This window comes from Pseudomonas sp. VD-NE ins, from assembly GCF_031882575.1.
Taxonomy (GTDB): domain Bacteria; phylum Pseudomonadota; class Gammaproteobacteria; order Pseudomonadales; family Pseudomonadaceae; genus Aquipseudomonas; species Aquipseudomonas fluorescens_BZ.
The window spans coordinates 327,311-350,091 of sequence record NZ_CP134772.1; the positions used below are offsets into that span (position 1 = coordinate 327,311).

The 22,781-nt window shown below is 60.1% G+C and carries 22 protein-coding genes and 1 tRNA gene; 9 read left to right on the forward strand and 14 right to left on the reverse strand.

Annotated elements, in window-relative coordinates; genetic code table 11:
• From RMV17_RS01420 to RMV17_RS01460, 9 genes are all read right to left on the reverse strand, one after another.
• Positions 1 to 615, reverse strand: a complete 615-nt coding sequence (locus RMV17_RS01420; protein ID WP_034153023.1) for a glutathione S-transferase family protein — start codon at positions 613 to 615, stop codon at positions 1 to 3.
• The gene (locus tag RMV17_RS01425) at positions 612 to 2,393 is read right to left on the reverse strand and encodes an FAD/NAD(P)-binding protein (protein WP_311885022.1); all 1,782 of its coding nucleotides are present in this window, start codon (positions 2,391 to 2,393) and stop codon (positions 612 to 614) included. Before RMV17_RS01425 ends, RMV17_RS01420 begins: the two co-directional genes overlap by 4 nt.
• Positions 2,387 to 3,418, reverse strand: coding sequence for a 2,3-diaminopropionate biosynthesis protein SbnB (gene sbnB, locus RMV17_RS01430; protein ID WP_311885023.1), 1,032 nt, complete (start codon positions 3,416 to 3,418; stop codon positions 2,387 to 2,389). Before sbnB ends, RMV17_RS01425 begins: the two co-directional genes overlap by 7 nt.
• Positions 3,419 to 3,423: 5 nt before the next feature.
• Positions 3,424 to 4,398, reverse strand: coding sequence for a 2,3-diaminopropionate biosynthesis protein SbnA (sbnA, locus tag RMV17_RS01435; protein ID WP_080762004.1), 975 nt, complete (start codon positions 4,396 to 4,398; stop codon positions 3,424 to 3,426).
• A gap of 418 nt (positions 4,399 to 4,816) precedes the next feature.
• Positions 4,817 to 4,892: transfer RNA gene (locus tag RMV17_RS01440), tRNA-Phe, on the reverse strand.
• Positions 4,893 to 4,996: 104 nt separating this feature from the next.
• Positions 4,997 to 5,269: an oxidative damage protection protein gene (locus RMV17_RS01445; RefSeq protein ID WP_016772129.1), complete on the reverse strand. Its 273-nt coding sequence runs from the start codon at positions 5,267 to 5,269 to the stop codon at positions 4,997 to 4,999.
• Positions 5,266 to 6,333: an A/G-specific adenine glycosylase gene (mutY, locus tag RMV17_RS01450; RefSeq protein WP_034153020.1), complete on the reverse strand. Its 1,068-nt coding sequence runs from the start codon at positions 6,331 to 6,333 to the stop codon at positions 5,266 to 5,268. The genes RMV17_RS01445 and mutY overlap by 4 nt, the downstream gene beginning before the upstream one ends.
• Complete coding sequence (locus tag RMV17_RS01455; protein WP_311885029.1) at positions 6,330 to 8,555, reverse strand: AsmA family protein; 2,226 nt, start codon at positions 8,553 to 8,555, stop codon at positions 6,330 to 6,332. Before RMV17_RS01455 ends, mutY begins: the two co-directional genes overlap by 4 nt.
• Positions 8,556 to 8,633: 78 nt before the next feature.
• The gene (locus RMV17_RS01460) at positions 8,634 to 9,038 is read right to left on the reverse strand and encodes an acetyl-CoA sensor PanZ family protein (RefSeq protein ID WP_311885031.1); all 405 of its coding nucleotides are present in this window, start codon (positions 9,036 to 9,038) and stop codon (positions 8,634 to 8,636) included.
• Positions 9,039 to 9,262: 224 nt separating this feature from the next.
• On the opposite strand from RMV17_RS01460, the gene RMV17_RS01465 reads away from it, so the two are divergent.
• From RMV17_RS01465 to RMV17_RS01495, 7 genes are all read left to right on the forward strand, one after another.
• Entirely contained in the window at positions 9,263 to 10,927 is a 1,665-nt protein-coding gene (locus RMV17_RS01465) for an OFA family MFS transporter (protein WP_311885032.1), read from the forward strand.
• 273 nt (positions 10,928 to 11,200) lie between these two features.
• Entirely contained in the window at positions 11,201 to 11,794 is a 594-nt protein-coding gene (gene hisB, locus RMV17_RS01470; RefSeq protein WP_007909204.1) for an imidazoleglycerol-phosphate dehydratase HisB, read from the forward strand.
• Positions 11,794 to 12,432: an imidazole glycerol phosphate synthase subunit HisH gene (gene hisH / locus RMV17_RS01475; protein ID WP_311885034.1), complete on the forward strand. Its 639-nt coding sequence runs from the start codon at positions 11,794 to 11,796 to the stop codon at positions 12,430 to 12,432. The genes hisB and hisH overlap by 1 nt, the downstream gene beginning before the upstream one ends.
• Entirely contained in the window at positions 12,433 to 12,693 is a 261-nt protein-coding gene (locus tag RMV17_RS01480; protein WP_007952545.1) for a DUF2164 domain-containing protein, read from the forward strand. It abuts the gene before it with no gap.
• Between the two features lie 101 nt (positions 12,694 to 12,794).
• A complete protein-coding gene (gene hisA / locus RMV17_RS01485) occupies positions 12,795 to 13,544 on the forward strand; it encodes a 1-(5-phosphoribosyl)-5-[(5-phosphoribosylamino)methylideneamino]imidazole-4-carboxamide isomerase (protein WP_034153016.1) in 750 nt (249 codons plus the stop codon).
• Between the two features lie 98 nt (positions 13,545 to 13,642).
• On the forward strand, positions 13,643 to 14,413 hold the full coding sequence (gene hisF, locus RMV17_RS01490) for an imidazole glycerol phosphate synthase subunit HisF (RefSeq protein WP_007909211.1): 771 nt from the start codon (positions 13,643 to 13,645) through the stop codon (positions 14,411 to 14,413).
• An 82-nt stretch (positions 14,414 to 14,495) separates the two neighbouring features.
• On the forward strand, positions 14,496 to 15,251 hold the full coding sequence (locus RMV17_RS01495; RefSeq protein ID WP_311885038.1) for an ABC transporter substrate-binding protein: 756 nt from the start codon (positions 14,496 to 14,498) through the stop codon (positions 15,249 to 15,251).
• Here the strand turns inward: RMV17_RS01495 and RMV17_RS01500 are convergent.
• From RMV17_RS01500 to gpmI, 5 genes are all read right to left on the reverse strand, one after another.
• Positions 15,232 to 16,602 (reverse strand): Vps62-related protein, encoded by a 1,371-nt coding sequence (locus tag RMV17_RS01500; RefSeq protein ID WP_311885040.1) that lies wholly within the window; start codon positions 16,600 to 16,602, stop codon positions 15,232 to 15,234. The genes RMV17_RS01495 and RMV17_RS01500 overlap by 20 nt on opposite strands.
• Positions 16,603 to 16,720: 118 nt before the next feature.
• The gene (locus RMV17_RS01505; RefSeq protein WP_311885042.1) at positions 16,721 to 17,497 is read right to left on the reverse strand and encodes a divergent polysaccharide deacetylase family protein; all 777 of its coding nucleotides are present in this window, start codon (positions 17,495 to 17,497) and stop codon (positions 16,721 to 16,723) included.
• A gap of 2 nt (positions 17,498 to 17,499) precedes the next feature.
• Positions 17,500 to 18,819, reverse strand: coding sequence for a S41 family peptidase (locus RMV17_RS01510; protein WP_034153013.1), 1,320 nt, complete (start codon positions 18,817 to 18,819; stop codon positions 17,500 to 17,502).
• A gap of 34 nt (positions 18,820 to 18,853) precedes the next feature.
• Entirely contained in the window at positions 18,854 to 20,140 is a 1,287-nt protein-coding gene (locus RMV17_RS01515; RefSeq protein WP_034153012.1) for a murein hydrolase activator EnvC family protein, read from the reverse strand.
• A 252-nt stretch (positions 20,141 to 20,392) separates the two neighbouring features.
• Positions 20,393 to 21,922 carry a 2,3-bisphosphoglycerate-independent phosphoglycerate mutase gene (gpmI, locus tag RMV17_RS01520; protein WP_311885044.1) on the reverse strand — a complete coding sequence of 510 codons (1,530 nt, stop codon included), beginning with the start codon at positions 21,920 to 21,922 and terminating at the stop codon, positions 20,393 to 20,395.
• Between the two features lie 153 nt (positions 21,923 to 22,075).
• Between gpmI and RMV17_RS01525 the strand changes: the two genes are divergently transcribed.
• Both RMV17_RS01525 and grxC read left to right on the forward strand, forming a co-directional pair.
• Positions 22,076 to 22,489, forward strand: coding sequence for a rhodanese-like domain-containing protein (locus RMV17_RS01525; RefSeq protein WP_008080560.1), 414 nt, complete (start codon positions 22,076 to 22,078; stop codon positions 22,487 to 22,489).
• A gap of 1 nt (position 22,490) precedes the next feature.
• Positions 22,491 to 22,745 carry a glutaredoxin 3 gene (gene grxC, locus RMV17_RS01530; RefSeq protein ID WP_034153010.1) on the forward strand — a complete coding sequence of 85 codons (255 nt, stop codon included), beginning with the start codon at positions 22,491 to 22,493 and terminating at the stop codon, positions 22,743 to 22,745.
• Positions 22,746 to 22,781: the final 36 nt, after the last annotated feature.

Sequence of the window (22,781 nt, forward strand, 5' to 3'; positions counted from 1 at the left end):
TTAATCGTGAGTCTGCCCGCTGTACTCGGTCGCCCGCATGGACGCCCGCTCACAAAAAGTCTGATACCACTCGGTCAGGCGTGCTTGAGCGGAAAAGTCCGAGAGTTGGCGAAAGGCGATCCAGTCGAGCGCGGTCGCCAGGGCAATGTGACCGAGGGTGATCGGGCCATTGAGGTCGACGTGTTCTTCGATGAAGCGGTAAGCCTCCTTGAGTTTGAACGCCTGACCGTCGGCGTAGGCCGGATAGCGCAAGGCCTCGGGGCGGCGCTCGACTTCCCAGCGCAGCTTGATGCCGACATCGCACATGCCCTGCGCCAATGCTTGCAGGCGCAGCGCCTTGTAGCGCTCAGGGCCGTTTGCCGGGATGAGTTTCGGCCCGTCGCTCAGGTCGTCGAGGTATTCACAGATCACGATGGAATCGAACAGCGCCGTGTCGTCAGGCAGGATCAGCACCGGCACTTTGCCCAACGGGTTGGCTTTGTAGATGGTTTCGTTTGGCGACGTCGGACTGGTCTCGTGGTGGATCACTTCCAGGCTCGACGCGATGCCGAGTTCGTGAGCCAGCACCAGCACCTTGCGGGCGTAGGGTGAATGCGTCTGGTAGAAAAGCTTCATGCTGAAGTCCCTGTCTCAAGGATGGCAGTGGCTGCTCGATGGGCGTCCATGAACAGACGCGAAGGCGCGCCCGCCGAGGTGACGTAGTGGTTGTAGTAGCAAGAACCTTCGGCGAGCGGGCCGAGTACCCAAATGTTGCGCACCGGTTCGCCAGCGCTCGATTTCGGGTGGCACGCGGCGTCGACATCGATGCCGTCGATGCCCGGTTCGTCGGTTCGCGGGCGGATCAGGCCCAGCCGCGCCAGATCACGCACGGGCGCGCAGTCGCTGTTGCTCACGCCGCTGCTCTGGACATAACCGGCGACGCGTTTGAAGTCGCTGATCGCAGGGCGCGAGCCGGGCTTGAGGAATGTCAGCAGGCCGGCGTCACACAGGGCGAGCAGGTCGGCGTGGCGCTCTTTTTGCGGACCCGCAACGAGGCGGTTGATCGCCTTGTGCCAACGGCCATAGAACTGCCGATGCGACGCGTAGGTCAGCCCGTCGAAATCGACGGCCTCACGCAGGCGGTCACGCAGATCGCGCCAGACTTCGATGGCGGCTTTGATCGCCGATTCTCCGCGCCCCAGTCGCGATTCGTGCAAATCGGCTTCGAGGGTGTCGTAGATCCAGGCGTGATAGTTGTAAGGCAATACTTCTTCGGGCAGTGCGTGGCAGATCAGTGCCTGTGGGTCGATCGCACCGCCAGTCGCTTCGTAATCGCGCAGCAACGCTTCACAGGCGGCAACACCGGGTTCGCCAGCAACGCTGACGGCCCTGAGTCGCTCCAGCACCTGCTCTGGCGCTGATGGGCTATGCACGACGGCGACGGCCGCCGCACGCATCTCCAGCAGCATCAGCGGCAGGATGTCCTGTTCGAAGTCCAATTGTCGGTTATTGCTGCTTGCCCGCAGGGATTCGATGCGCGCACTCGTCAGCAGTACGGCGCGATGGCGCGGGCATTCAATCAGGCCGTTGGGCCGGGTGCGAAACGGCAGCCCGTCCCGCGACTGGATAAAGATCACCGGCTCCTGGCCCGAAGGCTGATAGGCGTGACTGCCGTCGGCCATGCGCTGGTAGCGCCCGCCCCTGCCGGAGGTCAGCGCAGCCAGGGTATCCATCGCACCCAGCCCCAGCCCTTCGACCAACACGGTTTCGCCAGGCTCGATGGTGGCGAGGCTGCCGGGCAGCGGATAGACATCATCAACGCGGTCGCGATCCGCCGAGCGCAGGCGACCGGTATGGCCGACCGTCAGAATCAGCCGATCCACGGTGACCGCAGACCCCGAAGCGGTTTGCAGCAGGTATTGCTGACCCGCGTTGCTCTCGACCGCGGTGACGGCCTGCTGATGCAGGTTCACGCTCACCCAGTGCGGCGCCGTCGCGAGGATTTGCGTGAAGGCGTCCGCCAGATAGGCGCCGAGCAAATGCCGCGGCAGGAAATCCTGCGGCTCGACGTCACGGCCGACGGCGGCGAGCAGTCCGCTGTCGGCGTCGACCTTGATGCGCTGCTCGTGGCACCACGTCAGGAAATCCGCGCCCGGCCGTTCCCGTGCATCCGTCAGGTTTCCGAATGCCGCTGCGTCGGGGAAAACTCCGAGCTGGCCAGCGACGGTGTTGAGCAGCAGATAGTCCGGTTGATCCGGCCAATGTGCGCCGCTTCCGAGCACGTTCGGATCGAAAATATCGATGACGACTGGCTGCTCCGGACGCGTTTCAGCAAGGCTCAGCAGGCGTTCGAAAATCGACAGGCCGCGCGATCCGCAGCCCACCAGGCCGATGTGCAGAGGCGCCTTCACCATCTGCGCTCCTCCCCGAAGAAGGAGGGGATGGCGACCGCCGAACCGTCCTTGACCGCGATGTCGTGGATCATCCGGCCAATCGCCAGATCGAGGATGCCCATGCCGAACGGCGAATAGATCAGCGGCTTGTCCGTGGCGACGTGCAGGTCGCCGCGAATCAATTGCCCGACGGTGCCGGTAACGAAATCACGATGCCCGTATTTTTGCTCAGCCAGATGCGGCGAGGTATTGGCTTTCAGGCAATGGGTCACGTCGTCGAAGTAGTTGTAACTTTCTTCGATGATCTCGGCGCCGATATCCCGCAGCGAGATGTTCAGCACGATCTGCCCCGGGCGGAACGTGCCTTTGCCCTTGACGTAGGGTTCCCCGGCACTGGTGGCGAACACCACGATGTCGGCGCTCAGTGCCTCGTCCAGCGACAACAGTTGTACATCCGGCACCCCGAGTTGCTTGCCGAACGCCGACAGCGCTTGTGCTGATTCTGCATTGAGGTCGTGAATGCCCACGCTGTCGAACGACCAGTCATCGGCGATGAACGTCTCAAGGATGTTCCGCGAAATCACCCCGCCGCCAATGATCGAGAGTTTTGCCGCGCTTTTGCTTTGGCCATTCAGCCACCAGGCTCCGAGCACCGCCGACGCTGCGGTGCGCACGGCACTGATCAGCGCGCCTTCAAGCAGTGCGTAGGGATAGCCGGTGTCCGGATCGTTGAGGATCAGTACCGCCGAAGCACGAGGGATGCCCGACTTGATGTTGTCGGGATAGCTGGCAATCCACTTGATCCCGGAGACGGACTGATCGCCCTCGCTGTCGACGATCGCTGCCGGCAAGGCAATGATCCGGTTCGCCGGTTGCGCCGGAAAACGCAGGAAGTAGCTATCCGGGTTAACGGTTTCGCCGCGCTCGTGGGTCAGGTAGGTCTGGGCGACCATGTCGATGGTTGCGTGACGCAGCCCGTTGAGGATGTCCTTGACGACAGCGCCTGGGATGACATGAAACGGTTGAATCGGGTTGTGTGTGGTCATGGGGATTACGCCGAGAGTGCCAGAGCGATTTCTGGGAAGAGGGGTTGCAAAGCGTTTGCGCCGATCCGCTGGGTGACCCAGTCGTCGGAGTAGATGGTTTCGAGGTAGCGCTCACCCATGTCGGGGGAGATCGCCACGACGACATCGTCGGGACGGATGTGCGGCGCCCATTGCTGGATGCCCGCCAGGACAGTGCCGGTGGAGCCACCGAAGAGAAGACCGTAGCGTTGCGCCAGCCAGCGGCAGACCTTGATCGTCTGTTCCTCGGCGATCGATACGAAGTCGTGAATCCCCGACGGCTCGAAGATCTCCGGCAGACGACTGGTACCCAGCCCCGGGATATGCCGCGTACCGCCCGGCAGACCGAAGGTCACCGAGCCGAGCGTATCGACGGCAATCACTTTGGTGTGCGGATGGTGTTCGGCGAAGTAGTTCTTGCAGCCCATCAAAGTACCGGTGGTACCGGCGCCGACGAACAAGTAGTCCACGTGTGGAAATTTATGGGCGATGGACTTCGCGGTCGCTTGATAGTGAGCGAGGGGGTTGGTCGGGTTTTTGTATTGATTGAGCCAGATGTAGTCGGAGTTCTCTGCGACCAGTTGCTCGATCAAACGGATACGCGAATTCAGATAGCCGCCGTTTTCGTCGCGCTGATCGACCATGATCATTTCGGCACCCAGTGCCTGCATGAGTTTTCTGTTTGGCGCAGAAATGTTCGGGTCGATCACACAGACAAACTTGTAACCCTTGGCGGCGCAGACCATGGCCAGCGCGACCCCCAGATTCCCCGAGGAAGACTCGACCAGGCGAGTCTTATGGTGAATCCGGCCCTGGTTTTCCAGGTCCGTGATCAGGGCGTGGGCGGTTTTGAGCTTTATCGATCCGGCAGGATTCAGCCCTTCGATTTTCAGCTGGATCGTTGCGCTGCACAGATCACCAATCTGCACATAACTGTCTTCATTGATAAGTTGCTTGATCATACGTAGTCCGTTTCGCTCTTTTGCCGGGCGCACAGGGGCGCCAGCATTCATCCTGGAATGTTGGAAAAGCAGTAAATGCAGTTCGCCTGTTAGGTTTGTTTTTAGATTTTTTAGCTGGACAGGAAGTGACCTTGCGGTGGACGCCGATCTATTCAAAAAATCAGGTTTTGCGCTCTGAGGGCTTGAGGAGCCGAGAGTGTTGCGGGGCGTAAAGTAGAGCCAGTCATTGGCTCGCCAAGGCTTGAAGGAATACTGGCGAATTTTCCTACACGGGGAGAGATACAGATTTTGGGTATTTTTCAGTACAGGCGGGTTTGAGATGTATCGAGAGGAGGGCGTTGCGGGGCGCAGAGAGAGGCGTGATCAAATCGCAGGCATAAAAAAACCCTGAATCTTGCGATTCAGGGTTTTCGGTATTTGGTGCCCAGAGACGGAATCGAACCGCCGACACGGGGATTTTCAATCCCCTGCTCTACCGACTGAGCTATCTGGGCAACGGGGCGCATTAAAAGGGTTTTTCGGATTTACGTCAACGACTTTTTTAAAATTTCTTAAATTAATTCCGTCGCTTACGATCCGACCCCCGATTTTGCAGGGTTTATTCAGCAGGCGGAACGTAGCCTTCGGCCTTGGCGTATTCCTCGCCGGAGAAGTACTTGTCCATTTCGCCCTGAAGATATTTGCGATCTTCGGCGTTCATCATGTTCAGACGCTTTTCGTTGATCAGCAGAGTCTGGTGTTTCTGCCAGTCAGCCCAGGCCTTGGCGGAGACGTGGTCAAAAATATCCTGACCTTTGGCGCCCGGGAAAGGGGCACGTTCCAGCGCGGGCAGTTCTTCTTTGTACTTGCGGCACATTACGGTGCGGGTCATGGCGACTCTCCTGCATTCAAGACGGCGGCCGCGCGTTCGAGCAAGGTTTTGACCGGGGCGGCGAGGCCCAGGCGCGGCGGGGTGGCGAGGTTATACCAGAGCCAGTCGGCCTCGGCCACGTGATGGGCGGCCTCCTGCACCTGAACCAGCCAGGGTTCGATGGACAGCTGGAAATGGCTGAACGTGTGGACGAGGCTTGGCAGCGCCTGCTGCTCGCCCATGGTCAGCGAGTGCTGATCGGCGAGATGTTGCAGGTCGTTGAGGTCGTCGAGTTCCGGCAGGCTCCACAAACCGCCCCACAAACCGCTCGAGGGACGACGGTAAAGCAGAATCGCACCATCGCCGTTGGCGAGCATTGGCATCAGCGTGCGCTTCTGCGGGATGGCTTTGCGCGGCTTGGGAATCGGGTAGCGGGTTTCCAGGCCTAGCATGTGCGCTTCGCAGCCGCGCTCCAGCGGACACAGCAGGCAGCTCGGCTTGCTGCGGGTGCAGAGTGTTGCGCCAAGGTCCATCATCGCCTGGGTGTAGGCGTTGACCCGATCGTGCGGCGTAAAGCGCTCAGCGTTGGCCCAAAGCTGTTTGGCGACCTTCGGCTCGCCGGGGTAGCCCTCTTGCGCAGTAAAACGCGCCAGCACGCGTTTGACGTTGCCGTCGAGAATCGGCGCGCGCAGGCCCATGCTGATACTGGCGATGGCGCCAGCGGTGGACAGGCCAATGCCCGGCAGATCGGTGAGCTTTTCAACGTCCCGGGGAAATTCGCCGCCGTACTGGCTGACGACGATCTTCGCGGTCTTCTGCAAATTGCGCGCGCGGGTGTAGTAACCCAGGCCCGTCCACAGGTGCAGCACTTCGTCTTCCGGCGCCTCGGCCAGCGCTTCGACCGTCGGCAGCGCGGCCATGAAACGGTCGAAGTAATTGAGCACGGTGCTGACCTGGGTCTGTTGCAACATGATCTCGGACACCCACACCCGATACGGGTTGATGTCCTGCTGCCAAGGCAGATCGTGGCGGCCGTGGCGGTCGAACCAATCCAGCACCGCCGTGGAAAATTGCTCCGCTCTCATCGCTTGAACAGCCCCTTCAATGCGTTTTTCAGTTCCGGGCTGACCTTGTCACCGAGTTTTTCGTCGATTTTTTCACTGAGCTTGTCGCCGGCCAGTTTGGTCGCGACCTGACCGAGGCGATCGTTGTCGACGCGGCAGGCCTTGGCGCCCAATTCCAGCGGGCCACGGCAGCGCAGCGGCCATTCGACTCCGACGAATTTTTCGCCGACCTGACACGCCGGATCCGGCATGGCGCTGGTGTCGCCTTCGACGATGATGCCGACGCGGTAGTCCATGCCGAGCACGCGCAGGTCGATGTCGCCGTCACCGTTGACGGTCATGCCGGGGATGCGCACTTTCAGGTCAGGGTTGCTGGCGACGCCGTTGCGGAAGGTCAGGTTGCCCTTGAGTTCCTGGAATGGCGTGTCTTTGCCGCGTGGCTCGCCGCTGAGGGTTTTGCGGTTGAGCGTGGCGATGCCTTTGCACAGTTGCTGTTCAAGGTTGGCGTTGAGCAGCACGCCGTTGTTGATCACGAAACTGGCGTTGCCGTTAAGCGTATCGATCAGTGCCTGCTGGCTGTTGCCGCTGCCAGTGACATTGCTGGTGAGGGTTACCAGGCCTTTGACCGGCGGGTTCTTGCCTTGGCTTTCGAGGATTTTTTCTACAGGCACGCGATTGAGCTTGGTCTGCAGGTTCAGCACAGGCGCGCTCGGGCGTACATCGAGGGTGCCATTGGCGGCGAAACCGCCGTTGTACAGTTCGCCGCTCAGGTTGGTCAGGGTCAGCAAGCCGCCCTGGCCGGTGGCTTTCAGTGCGGCGTTCTGGATCGGCAGTTTGTCGAGGGTCAGTTGGCCGAAGGTCAGATCGGCATCGACGTCGAGTTTGGCCAGGCGTTCAACCGGCAACAGGCGCTCGGTACTCCAGGCGGTTTTGCTTGGTTTGTCCGGCAGTGGCGTTGAGCCCGCGCCGGCCATGGCATCGGCTTCGGTGCTGGCGACTTCGGCCTGGCGCGTTTGTGTGGCGTTGGCGGCTTTTTCCGATTTTGGTGGCAGGTAACGGTCAGCGTTGAACGTGTCAGCCTTGAGGATCGCCCGCAACGATTGCTTGGCGAAGTCTTCGACGGCGATGCGGCCGCTGAAGCTGCTGTCGTCGAGTTTCAGGTTGATGTTGTCGAAAGCAATGCTGGTGGGCGTGGCGGCAACGCGGCTGACCAGTTCGACCTTGCTCAGGCTGCCCTCGGCCATGGCCGGCAGTTTCTGACCGATGCTGTCGACGAATTTCGCCAGATCGAACTGGGCGATGGAGAGCCCGCCAGTAATCTGCGGGGTCTTGTCGAGGTCGTTGGCTTTCAGCTCGCCCAAGGCGCGCAACTGGTTGGCGGAAATCTTGATGCCGGTCCATTCGGCGACGTTCGCGGCTTTATCCAGCGATAACTGGCCCTGAGCTGCGAAGGTCATGGTCTTGCCTTGCAAAGGATCGCCGGCCAGTTCGCCGGACAGTTTCATGTCTTCGAACCTGTAGCGTTGCAGGGCGCGCTCGATGCGCAGCTCGCCGGTGAGTTCGGTACGCACACGCAGGACGGGCTGGTTGGTGCCGAGGAATGCCGTGGCTTTCACCGGAATATTCGTCGAATCGTGTACCGGGCCGGTGCTCAGCTGGATACTTTCGGCGCTGAATTGCTTTCCGGTCTTCTCGTCGTTGTATTCAACGCGGGCGTTGTTGACGGTCAGGCTGTCGATGTCGAGGCGGATCGGCTGCGGCGGTTTTTCCACCGCTACAGGGGCTTCGCTGGCCGGCTGGCCTGGAGTAGCGGCTGGCGGCGTTGCTCCGGCCGGGGCGGGCACCTTGCCGATGTCTTCCCAGTTGCCGTGACCGTCCTTGTCGCGTTTCAGGCGCAGGTTCAGGCCTTCGACGCGCACATCGCTCATTTGCACTTCGCGGCGCAACAGCGGTAGCACGCGCACGGACAGGCCGAGCATCTGCAGATCGGCATACGGTTCGGTCGGATTGATCAGGGTGGCGACGCTGGCCTCGTGCAGTTCCAGGCCAAGCCACGGGAACAGGCTCCAGCCGATGTCGCCATTGAGCGTCAGCTCGATGTGGGCCTTGTCGCGGGCTATCTGGCGGATCTCGTCTTTGTAATCGTTGGGATCGAAGAGGTGGGTCAGGGCAAAACCTGCCGCCACAACGATCAGCAACAGCCCGAGAAGTACCAGACCCAGGATTTTGCCGAACGCTTTCATGGGCGAGTCCTTGTAGTTAGTCGAATTCGTAATTTAGCCGGGGAGTATAGCGCTGCAACTGCCCGGTTCGCTGTGACGTCATGTTGCCAGGACGTCCAGCGGTATCTGCAACCTGGCGGCGAGTGCTTGAGCCTCGGGATGTTCCGCAGGGGCCAGCAAGCGCAGTTCGGCACCCGCTTGCGACGCCATTTTCTGCGCTTGGTTCACCAGTCTCTCGGCGACCCCACGGCGACGGGTAATTTTTCGTACGCATAAATGGGACAAGTACCAGACGCCTTGATGCCTTTGCAGAATGCCGGCACCCAGCAAGCGGTCGTTGAAGCGGCCAGCGATAAAAGAGCCGTCCGCGAGGGCGCCTTCGATCAGGTCAGCCTCCCCGGAAAACGGTGCGAACAGCCATTCCGGGGCATCGCGATAGATCTTCTGCAAATCCTGCTGATCCTGATAACTGGCGTCTTTCAGGGCTTGGACAATGATCGGCATGGCGCTTTCCTGAGTGGTACGAGAACAGATGACATAAAAAAGGTGATATCAGTTTGGTTTTTCTGTCACGTGCAAATGGTAACCTTCGCCCGTTCGTCCGTCCTTCTGCGACTTAACGTCGCGCCTTCAAGGAGCTTCACCCAAAAAAACGGTCATGCCTGCGTGCATAAAGGCCGGGGGTGAACAGTGGCTGGCGAACCATACTAATAATTGGGGGATACACAATGAGCACGAGCATCACGGCGGACGGCCTCAAAGCCGATCAGCCCGCGTTCCTGTCCAAGGAGCGCATCATCGCCAAGCCCGGTTTCAACCGTTGGCTGGTTCCACCGGCCGCTCTGGCCATCCACCTGTGCATCGGCATGGCCTACGGCTTCTCGGTGTTCTGGTTGCCGCTGTCCAAGGCGCTGGGCGTTACCGCCCCGGTGGCTTGCGCGCCGGACATGAGCTTCATCGCACAAGTGTTCTCGTCGCAATGCGACTGGCCGATCTCGATGCTCGGCTGGATCTACACACTGTTCTTCATTTTCCTCGGCTGCTCGGCAGCGATCTGGGGTGGCTGGCTGGAACACGCCGGGCCACGCAAGGCTGGCGTGGTCTCGGCACTGTGCTGGTGCGGCGGTCTGCTGATCTCGGCGCTGGGTATTTATACCCACCAGATCTGGCTGATGTGGATCGGTTCCGGCGTGATCGGCGGTATCGGTCTGGGCCTGGGCTATATCTCGCCGGTATCGACCCTGATCAAGTGGTTCCCGGACAAGCGCGGCATGGCCACCGGCATGGCAATCATGGGCTTCGGCGGTGGCGCGATGGTCGGTGCACCGCTGGCAACTGCGCTGATGAGCCACTTTGGCTCGGCTGAAGGTGTTGGCGTCTGGCAGAGTTTCGTGGCCATGGCCGCGATCTACTTTGTATTCATGATCGGTGGCGCTCTATCGTACCGCGTGCCGCCAACCGGCTGGAAACCTGAAGGCTGGACCGCTCCGGCGAAAAAGGCTTCCAACTCGATGATCACTCATCGCCACGTGCACGTGAATGTGGCGTGGAAAACCCCGCAATTCCGTCTGGTCTGGCTGGTGCTGTGCCTGAACGTATCCGCCGGTATCGGCATCCTCGGCATGGCTTCGCCACTGCTGCAGGAAGTGTTCGGCGGTAAATTGCTGGGTGTTGATGTTCCGTTCGGTCAACTGGACGCCGGTCAACTGGCTTCGATTGCCGCCATTGCTGCCGGTTTCACCGGTCTGCTGAGCCTGTTCAACATCGGTGGCCGCTTCTTCTGGGCTTCGTTCTCGGACTATCTGGGGCGTAAAAACACCTACTTCGTATTCTTTGCGCTGGGTTTTGCCCTGTACGCGCTGATTCCGAACATGGGCCATCTGGGCAATGTTGCGCTGTTCGTGGCGGCGTTCTGCATCATTCTGTCGATGTACGGCGGTGGTTTTGCCACTGTTCCGGCCTATCTGGCCGACCTGTTCGGTACGCAGATGGTCGGTGCGATCCACGGTCGTCTGCTGACGGCTTGGGCTGCGGCTGGCGTACTGGGTCCAGTGTTGGTGAACTACTTGCGTGAATATCAGTTGAGCATCGGCGTTGAACGCGCTGCCGCTTACGACATCACTTTGTACATCCTCGCCGGCCTGCTGGTGCTGGGCTTCCTGTGCAACCTGATGGTGCGTCCGGTGGCCGACAAGTACTTCATGACCGACGCTGAGCTGGCCGCCGAACAGGCGCTGGGCCACGACAAAGGTGCTGACGCCAGCACCGTTCTGGAGTGGAAAGCCGCACCGGGCAGCAAGCCGCTGGCAATCGCCGCGTGGCTGGCTGTAGGTATTCCGTTGGCGTGGGGTGTGTGGGTGACCCTGCAGAAAACGGCGGTACTGTTTCACTAAGGTGTTAGCTGAATAAACACCGAACCTGTGGGAGCGAGCCTGCTCGCGAAGACGGAATGTCAGTCAACTTAATTGTTGGCGGACCCACCGCATTCGCGAGCAGGCTCGCTCCCACATTTGTTTTTGCGCTGCCTGTAATGGCTTGTATGGACATGTCTACCCGCGACAGCCGGGGGTTCTATCCGTCAGCCATCTCACCTCTCGTGTTTCTGTTTCGGCCCCGCGTGCCTATAATGGCTGCCTTTTTCGCCCAATGATTTTGCGGAGCTGGTGATGGCCGAACGTAAGGCTTCTGTCGAGCGCGACACTCTGGAAACCCAGATCAAAGCCTCGATCAACCTTGATGGCACCGGAAAGGCCCGATTCGATATCGGTGTTCCTTTTCTTGAGCACATGCTGGATCAGATCGCCCGTCACGGGTTGATCGACCTGGATATCGAATGCAAGGGCGATCTGCATATCGACGACCACCACACGGTGGAAGACGTCGGTATCACCCTCGGCCAGGCATTTGCCAAAGCCATTGGCGATAAAAAAGGCATCCGTCGCTACGGTCATGCCTACGTGCCGCTCGATGAAGCGCTGTCGCGTGTGGTGATCGACTTCTCCGGTCGTCCAGGCCTGCAGATGCACGTGCCATACACCCGCGCTACCGTCGGCGGTTTCGACGTTGACCTGTTCCAGGAATTTTTCCAGGGCTTCGTCAACCATGCGTTGGTCAGCCTGCACATCGACAACCTGCGTGGCACCAACACTCACCACCAGATCGAAACCGTGTTCAAGGCTTTCGGCCGCGCGCTGCGCATGGCCGTCGAGCTGGATGAGCGCATGGCCGGGCAAATGCCATCGACCAAAGGCGTTCTGTAATGCAGACGGTTGCAGTTATCGATTACGGCATGGGTAACCTGCACTCGGTGGCCAAGGCCCTCGAGCACGTCGGCGCCGGTAAAGTGCTGATCACCAGCGATGCGGACGTGATTCGTGAAGCTGACCGCGTGGTGTTCCCCGGTGTTGGCGCGATTCGCGATTGCATGGCGGAGATCCGTCGCCTCGGTTTCGACTCGCTGGTGCGCGAAGTCAGTCAGGATCGTCCGTTCCTCGGTATCTGTGTCGGCATGCAAGCGTTGCTCGACAGCAGCGAAGAGAACGATGGCGTCGACTGCATCGGCCTGTTCCCGGGCGCGGTGAAGTTCTTCGGCAAAGACCTGCATGAAGACGGCGAACACCTGAAAGTCCCGCACATGGGCTGGAACGAGGTGAAGCAGAAGGTCAGCCACCCGCTGTGGCATGACATTCCGGACATGGCGCGTTTCTACTTCGTGCACAGCTACTACATCGCCGCCGCCAACGCGCGGCAGGTGGTCGGTGGCGGTCATTACGGCGTCGATTTCGCTGCGGCGCTGGCCGATGGTTCGCGTTTCGCCGTGCAGTTCCACCCGGAGAAAAGCCATACCCATGGCCTGCAATTACTGCAGAACTTCGCCGCGTGGGACGGTCGCTGGTAAATGGCTGCCAAGAAGTCCAAGCCGCCGATCCTGACCCTCACTCCCGAACAGGAGAGCGAGGCCAATCGCAAGATCCAGCGGTTCATGGAAGACCGCTTCGAGCTCGATCTGGGATCGTTCGAAGCGGCGGAAATTCTTGAGCTGTTTACCCGCGAAATTGCTCCGCACTATTACAACAGGGCGATTTTCGATGTGCAGACCCACCTCAAAGAGCGGTTTGAAAGCATCGAAAGCGACCTGTGGGCGCTCGAAAAAAATTAGGAGCAGCTGCAAGCCGCAAGCTTCAAGCTGCAAGAACTGGTACACCGCATGCTCGCAGCTAGTCGCTTGCAGCTTGCCGCTCTTTTGACGAAGGAAAAAGCATGCTGATTATTCCCGCTATCGATCTTAAAGACGGTGCCTGCGTACGTCTGCGCCAGGGCCGCATGGAAGATTCCACAGTGTTCTCCGATGACCCGGTGAGCATGGCTGCCAAGTGGGTCGAGGGCGGTTGCCGCCGTCTGCATCTGGTCGATCTGAACGGCGCGTTCGAAGGCCAGCCAGTCAATGGCGAAGTGGTCACCGCGATCGCCAAGCGCTACCCGACCCTGCCGATCCAGATCGGTGGCGGCATCCGTTCGCTGGAAACCATCGAGCACTACGTCAAGGCTGGCGTCAGCTACGTGATCATCGGCACCAAAGCCGTGAAAGATCCGGCGTTCGTCGCTGAAGCGTGCCGCGCGTTCCCGGGCAAGATCATCGTCGGTCTGGACGCCAAAGACGGTTTCGTCGCCACCGATGGCTGGGCTGAAATCAGCACCGTGCAGGTCATCGACCTGGCCAAGCAGTTCGAAGCCGACGGCGTGTCCTCGATCGTTTATACCGACATCGCCAAAGACGGCATGATGCAAGGCTGCAACGTACCGTTCACCGCTGCGCTGGCCGCTGCCACCAGGATCCCGGTGATCGCGTCCGGCGGCATCCACAATCTGGGTGACATCAAGTCGCTGCTCGACGCCAAGGCGCCGGGCATCATCGGCGCCATTACGGGTCGCGCGATTTACGAGGGCACGCTGGATGTGGCAGAAGCCCAGGCTTTCTGCGATAGCTACGCGACCAGCTCCAAGCTGTAAGCTGCGAGCTGCAAGTTAGAAGCGCGACGCGTCCGCTCTTTCTTGCAGCTTGCAGCTTGAAGCTTGAAGCTTGCAACTCTTGATCGGAGATTAAGCCCATGGCGTTAGCCAAACGCATCATCCCTTGCCTGGACGTGGACAACGGCCGGGTCGTCAAAGGTGTGAAGTTCGAGAACATCCGCGACGCCGGTGACCCGGTGGAAATCGCCCGTCGCTATGACGAGCAGGGTGCCGACGAGATTACCTTTCTCGACATCACCGCCAGCGTCGATGGCCGCGACACCACGCTGCATACTGTCGAGCGCATGGCCAGTCAGGTGTTCATCCCGCTGACTGTCGGCGGTGGCGTGCGTACCGTGCAGGATATTCGCAACCTGCTCAATGCCGGCGCGGACAAGGTGTCGATCAACACCGCTGCCGTGTTCAACCCGGAGTTCGTCGGTGAAGCGGCGCAGCATTTCGGTTCGCAGTGCATCGTTGTTGCCATCGATGCGAAGAAGGTTTCTGGCCCGGGCGAAACCCCGCGCTGGGAAATCTTCACCCACGGCGGGCGCAAGCCAACCGGCCTCGACGCGGTCGAGTGGGCGAAGAAAATGGAAGGCCTCGGTGCCGGCGAAATCCTGCTGACCAGCATGGATCAGGACGGCATGAAAAACGGTTTCGACCTCGGCGTGACCCGCGCGATCAGCGATGCGCTGGGTATTCCGGTGATTGCTTCCGGTGGCGTTGGCAATCTGCAGCACTTGGCTGACGGCATTCTCGAAGGCCACGCGAGCGCTGTGTTGGCGGCGAGTATTTTCCACTTCGGCGAATACACTGTGCAGGAAGCCAAGGCCTACATGGCCAAACGCGGCATCGTGATGCGCTAAGCGTCAAAATCCATACAGGCCAGTGGACACCATGGCGCACCCAAGGCACTCTTGGGCACGCCATGGATTTCGGTAGCCCGACATGATCAAACGCCTGCTTCTTGTTCTCGCCAGCGCCTCGATGTTGCTCCTCAACACGGCTCGCGCCGAAACCAGTCCCGACACCGATCTGGTGCTCCTCACCGAAAACTTCCCGCCGTACAACATGGCGAAGAACGGCAAGAATTTCGCCCAGGGCGAGAACATCAACGGTATCGCCACCGACATCGTGCGCGAAATGTTCCAGCGAGCCGGCATCACCTACAGCCTGACCCTGCGTTTCCCATGGGAACGCGTCTACAAACTCGCCCTGGAAAACCCTGGTTACGGGGCCTTCGTGATGGCGCGTCTGCCGGATCGCGAAAAACTGTTCAAATGGGTCGGCCCGATCGGCCCGGACGACTGGATCATGTTGGCCAAGGCTGACAGCAAGATCACCCTCGAAACCCTCAACGACGCGCGCAAGTACAAGATCGGCGCTTACAAAGGTGACGCGATTGCCGAGACGCTAGCCAAGCAGGGCCTGAAGCCGATAGTGGTGCTGCGCGATCAGGACAATGCGAAGAAACTGGTCAATGGTCAGATCGACCTGTGGGCCACCGGTGATCCTGCCGGGCGTTACCTCGCGCGGCAGGATGGCGTTACCGGGCTCAAGACCGTGTTGCGCTTCAACAGCGCAGAACTGTATCTGGCACTGAACAAGGATGTGTCAGATACAGTCGTCGCCAGGTTGCAGACTGCGCTTGATCAGATGCGCAAGGACGGTGTTGTCGACGAGATCATGGGGCGCTATCTGTAGGCACTGGCAATTCTGTGCTGGCGGGCAACGCTGGGACTGCGTTATCCGCTGCGTGATCGACTGTTGTGCTTTGCAGGGGGGCGGCCTCGGCAGGCGCGACTGTCGCGTTCGGTTGCGGTGGTGTGTACACGCTGAAGTGCAGGTTCTTGCTATCGGTGTAGCAAACGTCGTTGGCAACCTGTGTGCCGTCCGCGCGAAGCAGTCTGTAAGTGCTCTGAGTCAGATACACCGCTATTGAACTGTTTTTGGCCACGATAGCCGCGACTTCGATCGGTGCCGGGTTGAGCCATTCGTTCGATTGCGTTTCACACTGGGTAAAATCATTGTTCAACCGCGCCGAAAACAGAAAGGGCCGGTGCAAGTTGCTTTGCCACTGTGTGCCGAACCCGATCGAAGTGGCGTAGGTGAACAGGCGCAGGCTGTCGTTTTTCTGCATGCGAGGGGCGGTCCAGCGGACCGTCTTGTTGTTGCCCTCGTTATGGCAATGACCTACGAGCTGATAATGATCCGTGCGCTGCAGCAGGTACTCAGGTGAACGACTGTGCTGCTGAGGAGGGGACAGTTCGGGGTCTTTTACCGTGAACCAAGGCAGTCGTGCGGTGTAAGTGGGGTGTTCGGGTGTCTGTAAGACGGGAGGAATTTCACTGTCAAGGACTGGCGCAGCGGGGCGTGTATTGGCCTCCAGCAAAATCGGAATGCGTAACGAGTAAACAGGGAAATTGGCAGGTCTGTTATAGCCCTCGAAACCGACAAAGGTCCCCGGCGCCAGATGGATTTCATCCAGAGGCGGCGATGGCGGAACGGCACTCCACGCGCTGATACTTTGTCGGCCGCGGCTACCCTTGTCTGTCCACACCGATTCACTGAGGCCAGAAGCAATCAGGAGATCGTCGCGGACGCAGCGGACAGCATTTAAGGAAGGCTTCCCGTGGCCGTCGGAGCAGACCGAACCCAGCGCCACGTACCCTTGCGGAGGAATGGGGCGCCAGATCGCCCCGTCCTTTTTCGAACCTGTACCTGTGTCTCGCCAGATCAGTTCGTAGTCATCAGGGCGGCGCAACGCGCTGCCTTTTGCGGGATCCGCACTGGGGGTTGCCGCTTCGCAAACCACGGCCACCACGTGCCTGCCGGTGATGTTTTCGCTGTCAGTAACGGCCACGTCGCCCAACGGAAAATAACCCGGCAGCACATCGGCAGGCGGCGTGGGCCGCCAGAAGGCCGCCGGTTTCGCCCGGGAACCAGTGGTATCCCAGATGCGCAGAAACTCCGTCGTGAAGCTGATCAGCAAGTTGTCGTTTCGGATAGGTTGCATTTGCCCGGTTGGCAAAGCGGTAGTCTCATGAGTAGTCATTGCAATTCCTGATAGTTGAAAGGCGACGCAAGGGCGTCGCGACCTGTTGCAGGTCTCACTATCCGGAAAGGCCGCGGGTGTCTGGCGGTAACTGTGTATTGTGCAGCGTTACAGCGTATTACCGGTAAACCCCGTTTTTACCATGGCCGCTCATGGCCCGATTGCTGCGCACGCTGATCATTTGCTTGATATCGATCCACTCGATTCCCTGAGCCTTCAACTTCGGCAACTCGCGCTCGAGCACCGCTAAAGTCTGCGGATACGGATGGCCGATCATCACCGCCGAACCCTGTTTGTGCGCCAGGCTGATCGCGGTCTGCAACTGCGTATAGATCGCGGTTTCAGTGCGCTCGTCATCGAGAAATACATCCCGCGACACACTGGCCAGATCGATTTTCTGCGCCTGCTGCGCCGCCACGGTCTGTGCGCTGGTACGGCTGTCGACGAAGAACTTGTGGCGGCGCTGCAACTCGCCCATCAACCACGCCATCGCCACCGGTTGCGCAGTCATGTGGCTGCCCATGTGGTTATTGATGCCGGCGGTGTACGGAACCATTTTGAACGCGGCGTTGAGGCGTTTTTCCAGCTCTTCGATGGGCAGTTCGGGGTGCCAGGCATAAGGCCCGGTGGCCGGATCCATGGGCATATGCAGAATGACGATCTTGCCGGCACGATGGGCCTCGCGGGCGAACTCGGTGGCGTGCGGGGTATCAGGCATGATCGCCGTGGTCACCGGGCCGGGCAGGGCCAGCACGCGGCGATCCCGGGGCAGATTCTGCCCCAGGTCGTCGATGATCAGTGTCAGGTAGGCTTTGTGTGGCTTTGGGCTGGCGGGCTCTGCGTGAGCAGCACCCGCCAGACAGCACAACAGAACGAAGACGAAACGCAGAGACATCCTCAACGGCCGGACGTGATGCTCAGGCCTTTGAGCAGGCTCAGGGCCTGGGCCAATTGGTAATCGTCATCCTGCGGCATGGCTTTAGGCTTGGCGCCGGAACCGGTTGGTTTGTCGGCGCCGCCGTTGCCGTTGCCCAAGTGACCTTGCAGATCGGCTTCTTTGAAGTAGTCGCCGTCCGCCTCGTTGGTGATCTTGGCTTTGCGCACTTCGATGTCCGGGACGATGCCCTGCGCCTGAATCGAGCGGCCGTTCGGCGTGAAGTACAGCGCCGTGGTGATCTTCAGTGCGCGGTCATTGTTCAGCGGCAGCACGGTTTGAACCGAGCCCTTGCCGAAACTGGTGGTGCCCATGACTACCGCGCGTTTCTGATCCTGCAGGGCGCCGGCGACGATTTCCGAAGCCGAGGCGCTGCCACCGTTGATCAGCACAACCATTGGCACCGCTTCGCTTTCGTCTTTGCCGGTCGCGGAGAAACGCAACTCGGAGTTGGCGATGCGGCCCTTGGTGTAAACGATCAGACCTTTGGTGATGAAGTGGTCGACCACTTCCACCGCCGCCTGCAACACGCCGCCCGGGTTGTTGCGCAGGTCGAGAATGATGCCGTTGAGCTTCTTGCCGTTGTCCTTGCGCAGCTTGGCCAGAGCCTTGGAAACTTCTTCGCCGGTCTTGACCTGGAACTGAGTGATGCGGATGTACGCATAGCCGGTTTCCAGCAGCTGCGCCTTGACGCTCTTCACCTGAATCACCGCGCGGGCCAGGGTCACGTCGAACGGCGTGCCGCCGTCGCGCACCAGGGTCAGGGTGATTTTCTGGCCGATCTTGCCGCGCATCTTGTCCACGGCTTCGGTCATGGTCTGGCCGCGCGTTGGCGCACCGTTGATCTTGACGATGAAGTCGCCGGCCTGAATACCGGCCTTCGACGCCGGGGTGTCATCGATTGGCGAGACCACTTTGATGAAGCCGTCTTCGGCGCCGACTTCAATGCCCAGGCCGCCGAATTCACCGCTGGTGCTTTCCTGCAGTTCGGTGAAATCTTCAGGGCCGAGGTAGGCCGAGTGCGGATCAAGGTTGCTGAGCATGCCCTTGATCGCGTTTTCCAGCAGGGTCTTGTCGTCCACCGGCTCGACGTAGGCAGCTTTGATCCGGTCCATGACCTCGGCAAAAGTGCGCAACTCTTCCAGCGGCAGTGGCGCCTTGGAAGTCGCGGCAGTGCCTGCCGGAGCGACGGTCGGGGCCGGTTGCGCGGCGAACGCCAGAGGCGCGCCGATCACCAGAGCGATCGTCAGGGCCAGCGAGGTAAGGCGGGACAAATGCAGCATGTCGAACGAACTCCTAATGTAGGTGACTCAACGCCTATCCTTGCGCGCGGCACCATTGCGCCGGATCACTCGGGTGACCCTGCTGACGAATTGCGAAATACAGCGCTGGTGTGTCCTGACCACCACTGTTACCGACAGTGGAGATCGACTCACCGGCTTTTACCACGTCGCCGGCCGACTTGAGCAGCGTCTGGTTGTGACCGTAAAGACTCAGAAAACCGTTGCCATGATCGAGGATCACCAGCAGCCCGGCACCGCGCAGCCAGTCGGCGAACACCACGCGACCACCATGTACGGCATGCACCTGGCTGCCGGCGGAGGCGCTGATCATCACGCCGTCCCACTTGGTGCGGGCGTCGTCGCCACGGCTTTCACCGAAGCGTGCCAATAGTCGACCATCAACCGGCCACGGAAGTTTTCCCCGGGTTGCAGCAAAAGGGCCACCGAAGGTCTCGCCGCTGCTGGAAACCAGCGCGCCGGGAGTGGATCTGGCGGGTTTTCGTGGGGCGTCGCTGTTTTCAGCCTGCGCCTCACGCAAACGCTTTTTTTCTGCTTCCTGCTGGGCGATCAGCGCTTTCTGCCGCGCTTCTTCTGCCTCACGGGCCTGGCGGGCCAGGGTTTCTTCAATGGTTTTAAGGACTTTAGACAGGTCTGCCTGATCCTGCTCGCGGGCGGCGAGTTTCTGGTCGCGGGCTTTCACGTCATCGTTAAGCTTGGCGAGCACTTGCTGGCGTTCCTTGCGGACATTTTCCAGTTCGTCGCGCTGGGTATCGAGGCTGCTTTTCTGCACCAGCAATTGCGCCTGCTGGGCGGCAATATCTTTTTCGACATTGGCCAGTTGGCGCAGGGTTTCGTTGAAGTTCTTCAACTGTTCCAGCCGGGCCTGGCTCAGGTAATCGTAATAGGTGAGGGTGCGGGCGAATTTCTCGGGATTCTGCTGGTTGAGCAGCAGCTTGAGGTATTCCTGGCGACCGTTCTGATAGGCCGCACGGGCCTGAATGGCGATCAGTCGCTGCTGTTCAGTGCGCGCGCTCTGGAGTTTTTTTTTCTCTGCATCGAGTCGCTGCAGCTCGGATTCGCTTTTCTGCAGTTCTTTCTGCAGCGCGTCGACCTGCTTCTGCAGTTTACCCAGCTCGGTTTCAGTGCCCTTGAGCTCTTTCTGCACTCCGGACTTTTCTTCCTGGACTTTGCTCAGCAGCTTTTTCAGCTCGGCAATGTCCTGACGCGTGGCGTCCAACTGCTGTTGGGTTTGCGCGCGCTCGTCAGCGAAGGCCGGTTGGAGCAGGCAGGTCAGAGCGAGGGCGATCAGGACGCGGAGCATAGAGGCGGGCGGCACCAGGGTAAGGGACGGCCTAGTATGCCCGCCCGAGGCTGCAAAAAAAACGCCCAATTGGGGCTGTGTGATAACTGGACCAAGCAATACACCGAATTCCATTTCGAAAACTCCATAAACCACTGTGGGAGCTGGCTTGCCAGCGATGGCGTCTGCACATTCAACATAGATGTTGGCTGTCAGATTGCTATCGCTGGCAAGCCAGCTCCCACAGGGTTTTGTGGTGTTTGAGCGGGCGGATTACACCAGGATAGACGTGCCGGTCATTTCCGCCGGTTTTTCCAGGCCTAGCAGCTTCAGCATGGTCGGTGCCACGTCAGCCAGCACGCCGCCCTCACGCACTTTCAGGTCACGCTTGCCGACATAAATGAACGGCACCGGCTCAGTGGTGTGCGCGGTGTGCGCCTGGCCCGTGGATTCATCAGCCATCTGCTCGACGTTGCCGTGGTCAGCGGTGATCAGCGCTTCGCCGCCAACCTTTTCCAGTGCATCAACGATGCGACCGACGCAGGTGTCGAGGCATTCCACCGCCTTCACGGCTGCGTCGAACACGCCGCTGTGGCCAACCATGTCACCGTTGGCGTAGTTGACCACGATCACGTCGTAACGCTGGTTTTCAATGGCCTCGACGATACGGTCGGTCACTTCCGGTGCGCTCATTTCTGGCTGCAGGTCGTAAGTAGCGACTTTCGGCGACGGGATCAGGATGCGCTCTTCACCCGGGAACGGTTCTTCGCGACCGCCGGAGAAGAAGAAGGTCACGTGGGCGTATTTTTCGGTTTCAGCGATGCGCAGCTGGGTTTTGCCGTTTTTCGCCAGATAATCGCCAAGCACGTTTTCCAGGCTGCCCGCCGCGAACGCCGACGGTGCAGGAATGCTCGCCGCGTATTGGGTCAGCATGACGAAGCCGGCCAGTTTCGGTTGGCGTGCGCGTTCGAAATCCTGGAAGTCGTCTTCAACGAACACGCGAGTCAGCTCGCGGGCGCGGTCGGCACGGAAGTTCATGAACACCACGGCGTCGCCGTCTTCGACTTTCACCGGCTCACCGATGGTCGTGGCTTTGACGAATTCGTCGCTCTCGCCGCGCGCGTAGGCAGCGTCCAGACCTTCCTGCGCGGTGGCCGCGTGGAATTCGCCGTTGCCGTCGACGATCAGGTTGTACGCCTGAGCGACGCGGTCCCAGCGGTTGTCACGGTCCATGGCGAAGTAGCGGCCGATGATGCTGGCGATACGGCCCTTGCCCAGCGCCTGGAAGGTCGCGTCGAGCAGTTCGATCGACGATGCAGCGCTTTTTGGCGGCGTGTCGCGGCCATCGAGGAAAGCGTGCAGATAGATTTTTTCGGCGCCACGCTTGAAGGCCAGTTCGGCCATGGCGATCAGGTGATCCTGGTGGCTGTGCACGCCGCCGTCGGACAACAGACCCATGAAGTGCACGGCTTTGCCGGCGGCCACGGCTTTATCCACAGCGGCGCAGATGGTCGGGTTCTCGAAAAACTCGCCGTCGCGGATCGATTTGGTCACCCGCGTGAAGTCCTGATACACCACGCGGCCGGCGCCGAGGTTCATATGGCCGACTTCGGAGTTGCCCATCTGGCCGTCCGGCAGGCCGACGTCCATGCCGCTGCCCGAGATCAAGCCGTTTGGCACCGTGGCCCAGAGGCGATCGAGAACAGGCTTCTTCGCCGCAAAAACGGCATTGGATTCGGGGCTGTCGCTGTGACCGAAGCCGTCGAGAATCATCAGGACCAAAGGTTTAGGCGTGGTAGTCATGGAATCCACTCGTGGCTAATAAAGAAGAGGGCGATGGAAAAGGGAGTTGGAGTTTAAAGCTAAGTTCCGACCGCGTCACCGCCGGACGGGGTTTGGCCGACCATAGTGGCTGTGTATACTGGCCGACATTTTAACGCCCTGGAACCTCCTTCGATGGTTGCTCACCTGATTGAATTTGCCACTAACCACTACATTCTTGTCGGTATCTTCGTCGTACTGCTGGCTCTGCTGCTGGCGCACACGATGCAGGGCGGCGGTAAAAGCCTGAGCACCGGCGAGCTGACTGCACTGGTCAATAAAGACGCAGGCGTGGTGGTGGACATCCGTCCGGCCAAGGATTTCGCTGCCGGCCACATCGTTGGCGCGATCAACATTCCCCAGGACAAACTGGCTGCGCGCACCGCCGAGCTGGAAAAACACAAGGCCAAGACCATCATTCTGGTCGACGCCCTGGGCCAGACCGCCGGCACCCACGCCCGCGAGCTGATGAAATCCGGCTTCACCGCCGCCAAGCTGTCCGGCGGGATCTCCAGCTGGAAAGGCGACAACCTGCCGCTGGTGAAGTGATATGAGCGAAGTCATCGTCTACTCCAGCGATTACTGCCCTTACTGCTCGCGCGCCAAGTACCTGCTCGAGAACAAAGGCGTGGCCTTCAAAGAGATCAAGGTCGATGGCAAGCCGCAGGTGCGCGCCGAAATGGCCCAGAAAGCCGGACGCACGTCCGTGCCGCAGATCTGGGTCGGCAGCAAGCACATCGGCGGTTGTGATGATTTGTATGCCCTGGAGCGCGCCGGCAAGCTCGACGCGCTGCTCAAGGCCTGAACGGCTGCACCCACGTACAGCACTCCCTAAAAGACC

Bases quoted from the DNA above. Each gene is read 5' to 3' on its own strand.
- RMV17_RS01510 (WP_034153013.1), bottom strand. From the start codon at position 18,819: ATGCTGCATTTGTCCCGCCTTACCTCGCTGGCCCTGACGATCGCTCTG.
- sbnA (WP_080762004.1), bottom strand. From the start codon at position 4,398: ATGATCAAGCAACTTATCAATGAAGACAGTTATGTGCAGATTGGTGAT.
- RMV17_RS01525 (WP_008080560.1), top strand. From the start codon at position 22,076: ATGGTTGCTCACCTGATTGAATTTGCCACTAACCACTACATTCTTGTC.
- grxC (WP_034153010.1), top strand. From the start codon at position 22,491: ATGAGCGAAGTCATCGTCTACTCCAGCGATTACTGCCCTTACTGCTCG.
- RMV17_RS01500 (WP_311885040.1), bottom strand. From the start codon at position 16,602: ATGACTACTCATGAGACTACCGCTTTGCCAACCGGGCAAATGCAACCT.
- RMV17_RS01480 (WP_007952545.1), top strand. From the start codon at position 12,433: ATGGCTGCCAAGAAGTCCAAGCCGCCGATCCTGACCCTCACTCCCGAA.
- RMV17_RS01465 (WP_311885032.1), top strand. From the start codon at position 9,263: ATGAGCACGAGCATCACGGCGGACGGCCTCAAAGCCGATCAGCCCGCG.
- hisB (WP_007909204.1), top strand. From the start codon at position 11,201: ATGGCCGAACGTAAGGCTTCTGTCGAGCGCGACACTCTGGAAACCCAG.
- RMV17_RS01445 (WP_016772129.1), bottom strand. From the start codon at position 5,269: ATGACCCGCACCGTAATGTGCCGCAAGTACAAAGAAGAACTGCCCGCG.
- RMV17_RS01425 (WP_311885022.1), bottom strand. From the start codon at position 2,393: ATGGTGAAGGCGCCTCTGCACATCGGCCTGGTGGGCTGCGGATCGCGC.
- sbnB (WP_311885023.1), bottom strand. From the start codon at position 3,418: ATGACCACACACAACCCGATTCAACCGTTTCATGTCATCCCAGGCGCT.
- gpmI (WP_311885044.1), bottom strand. From the start codon at position 21,922: ATGACTACCACGCCTAAACCTTTGGTCCTGATGATTCTCGACGGCTTC.
- RMV17_RS01455 (WP_311885029.1), bottom strand. From the start codon at position 8,555: ATGAAAGCGTTCGGCAAAATCCTGGGTCTGGTACTTCTCGGGCTGTTG.
- RMV17_RS01495 (WP_311885038.1), top strand. From the start codon at position 14,496: ATGATCAAACGCCTGCTTCTTGTTCTCGCCAGCGCCTCGATGTTGCTC.
- hisH (WP_311885034.1), top strand. From the start codon at position 11,794: ATGCAGACGGTTGCAGTTATCGATTACGGCATGGGTAACCTGCACTCG.
- hisF (WP_007909211.1), top strand. From the start codon at position 13,643: ATGGCGTTAGCCAAACGCATCATCCCTTGCCTGGACGTGGACAACGGC.
- RMV17_RS01420 (WP_034153023.1), bottom strand. From the start codon at position 615: ATGAAGCTTTTCTACCAGACGCATTCACCCTACGCCCGCAAGGTGCTG.
- RMV17_RS01505 (WP_311885042.1), bottom strand. From the start codon at position 17,497: ATGTCTCTGCGTTTCGTCTTCGTTCTGTTGTGCTGTCTGGCGGGTGCT.
- hisA (WP_034153016.1), top strand. From the start codon at position 12,795: ATGCTGATTATTCCCGCTATCGATCTTAAAGACGGTGCCTGCGTACGT.
- mutY (WP_034153020.1), bottom strand. From the start codon at position 6,333: ATGAGAGCGGAGCAATTTTCCACGGCGGTGCTGGATTGGTTCGACCGC.
- RMV17_RS01515 (WP_034153012.1), bottom strand. From the start codon at position 20,140: ATGCTCCGCGTCCTGATCGCCCTCGCTCTGACCTGCCTGCTCCAACCG.
- RMV17_RS01460 (WP_311885031.1), bottom strand. From the start codon at position 9,038: ATGCCGATCATTGTCCAAGCCCTGAAAGACGCCAGTTATCAGGATCAG.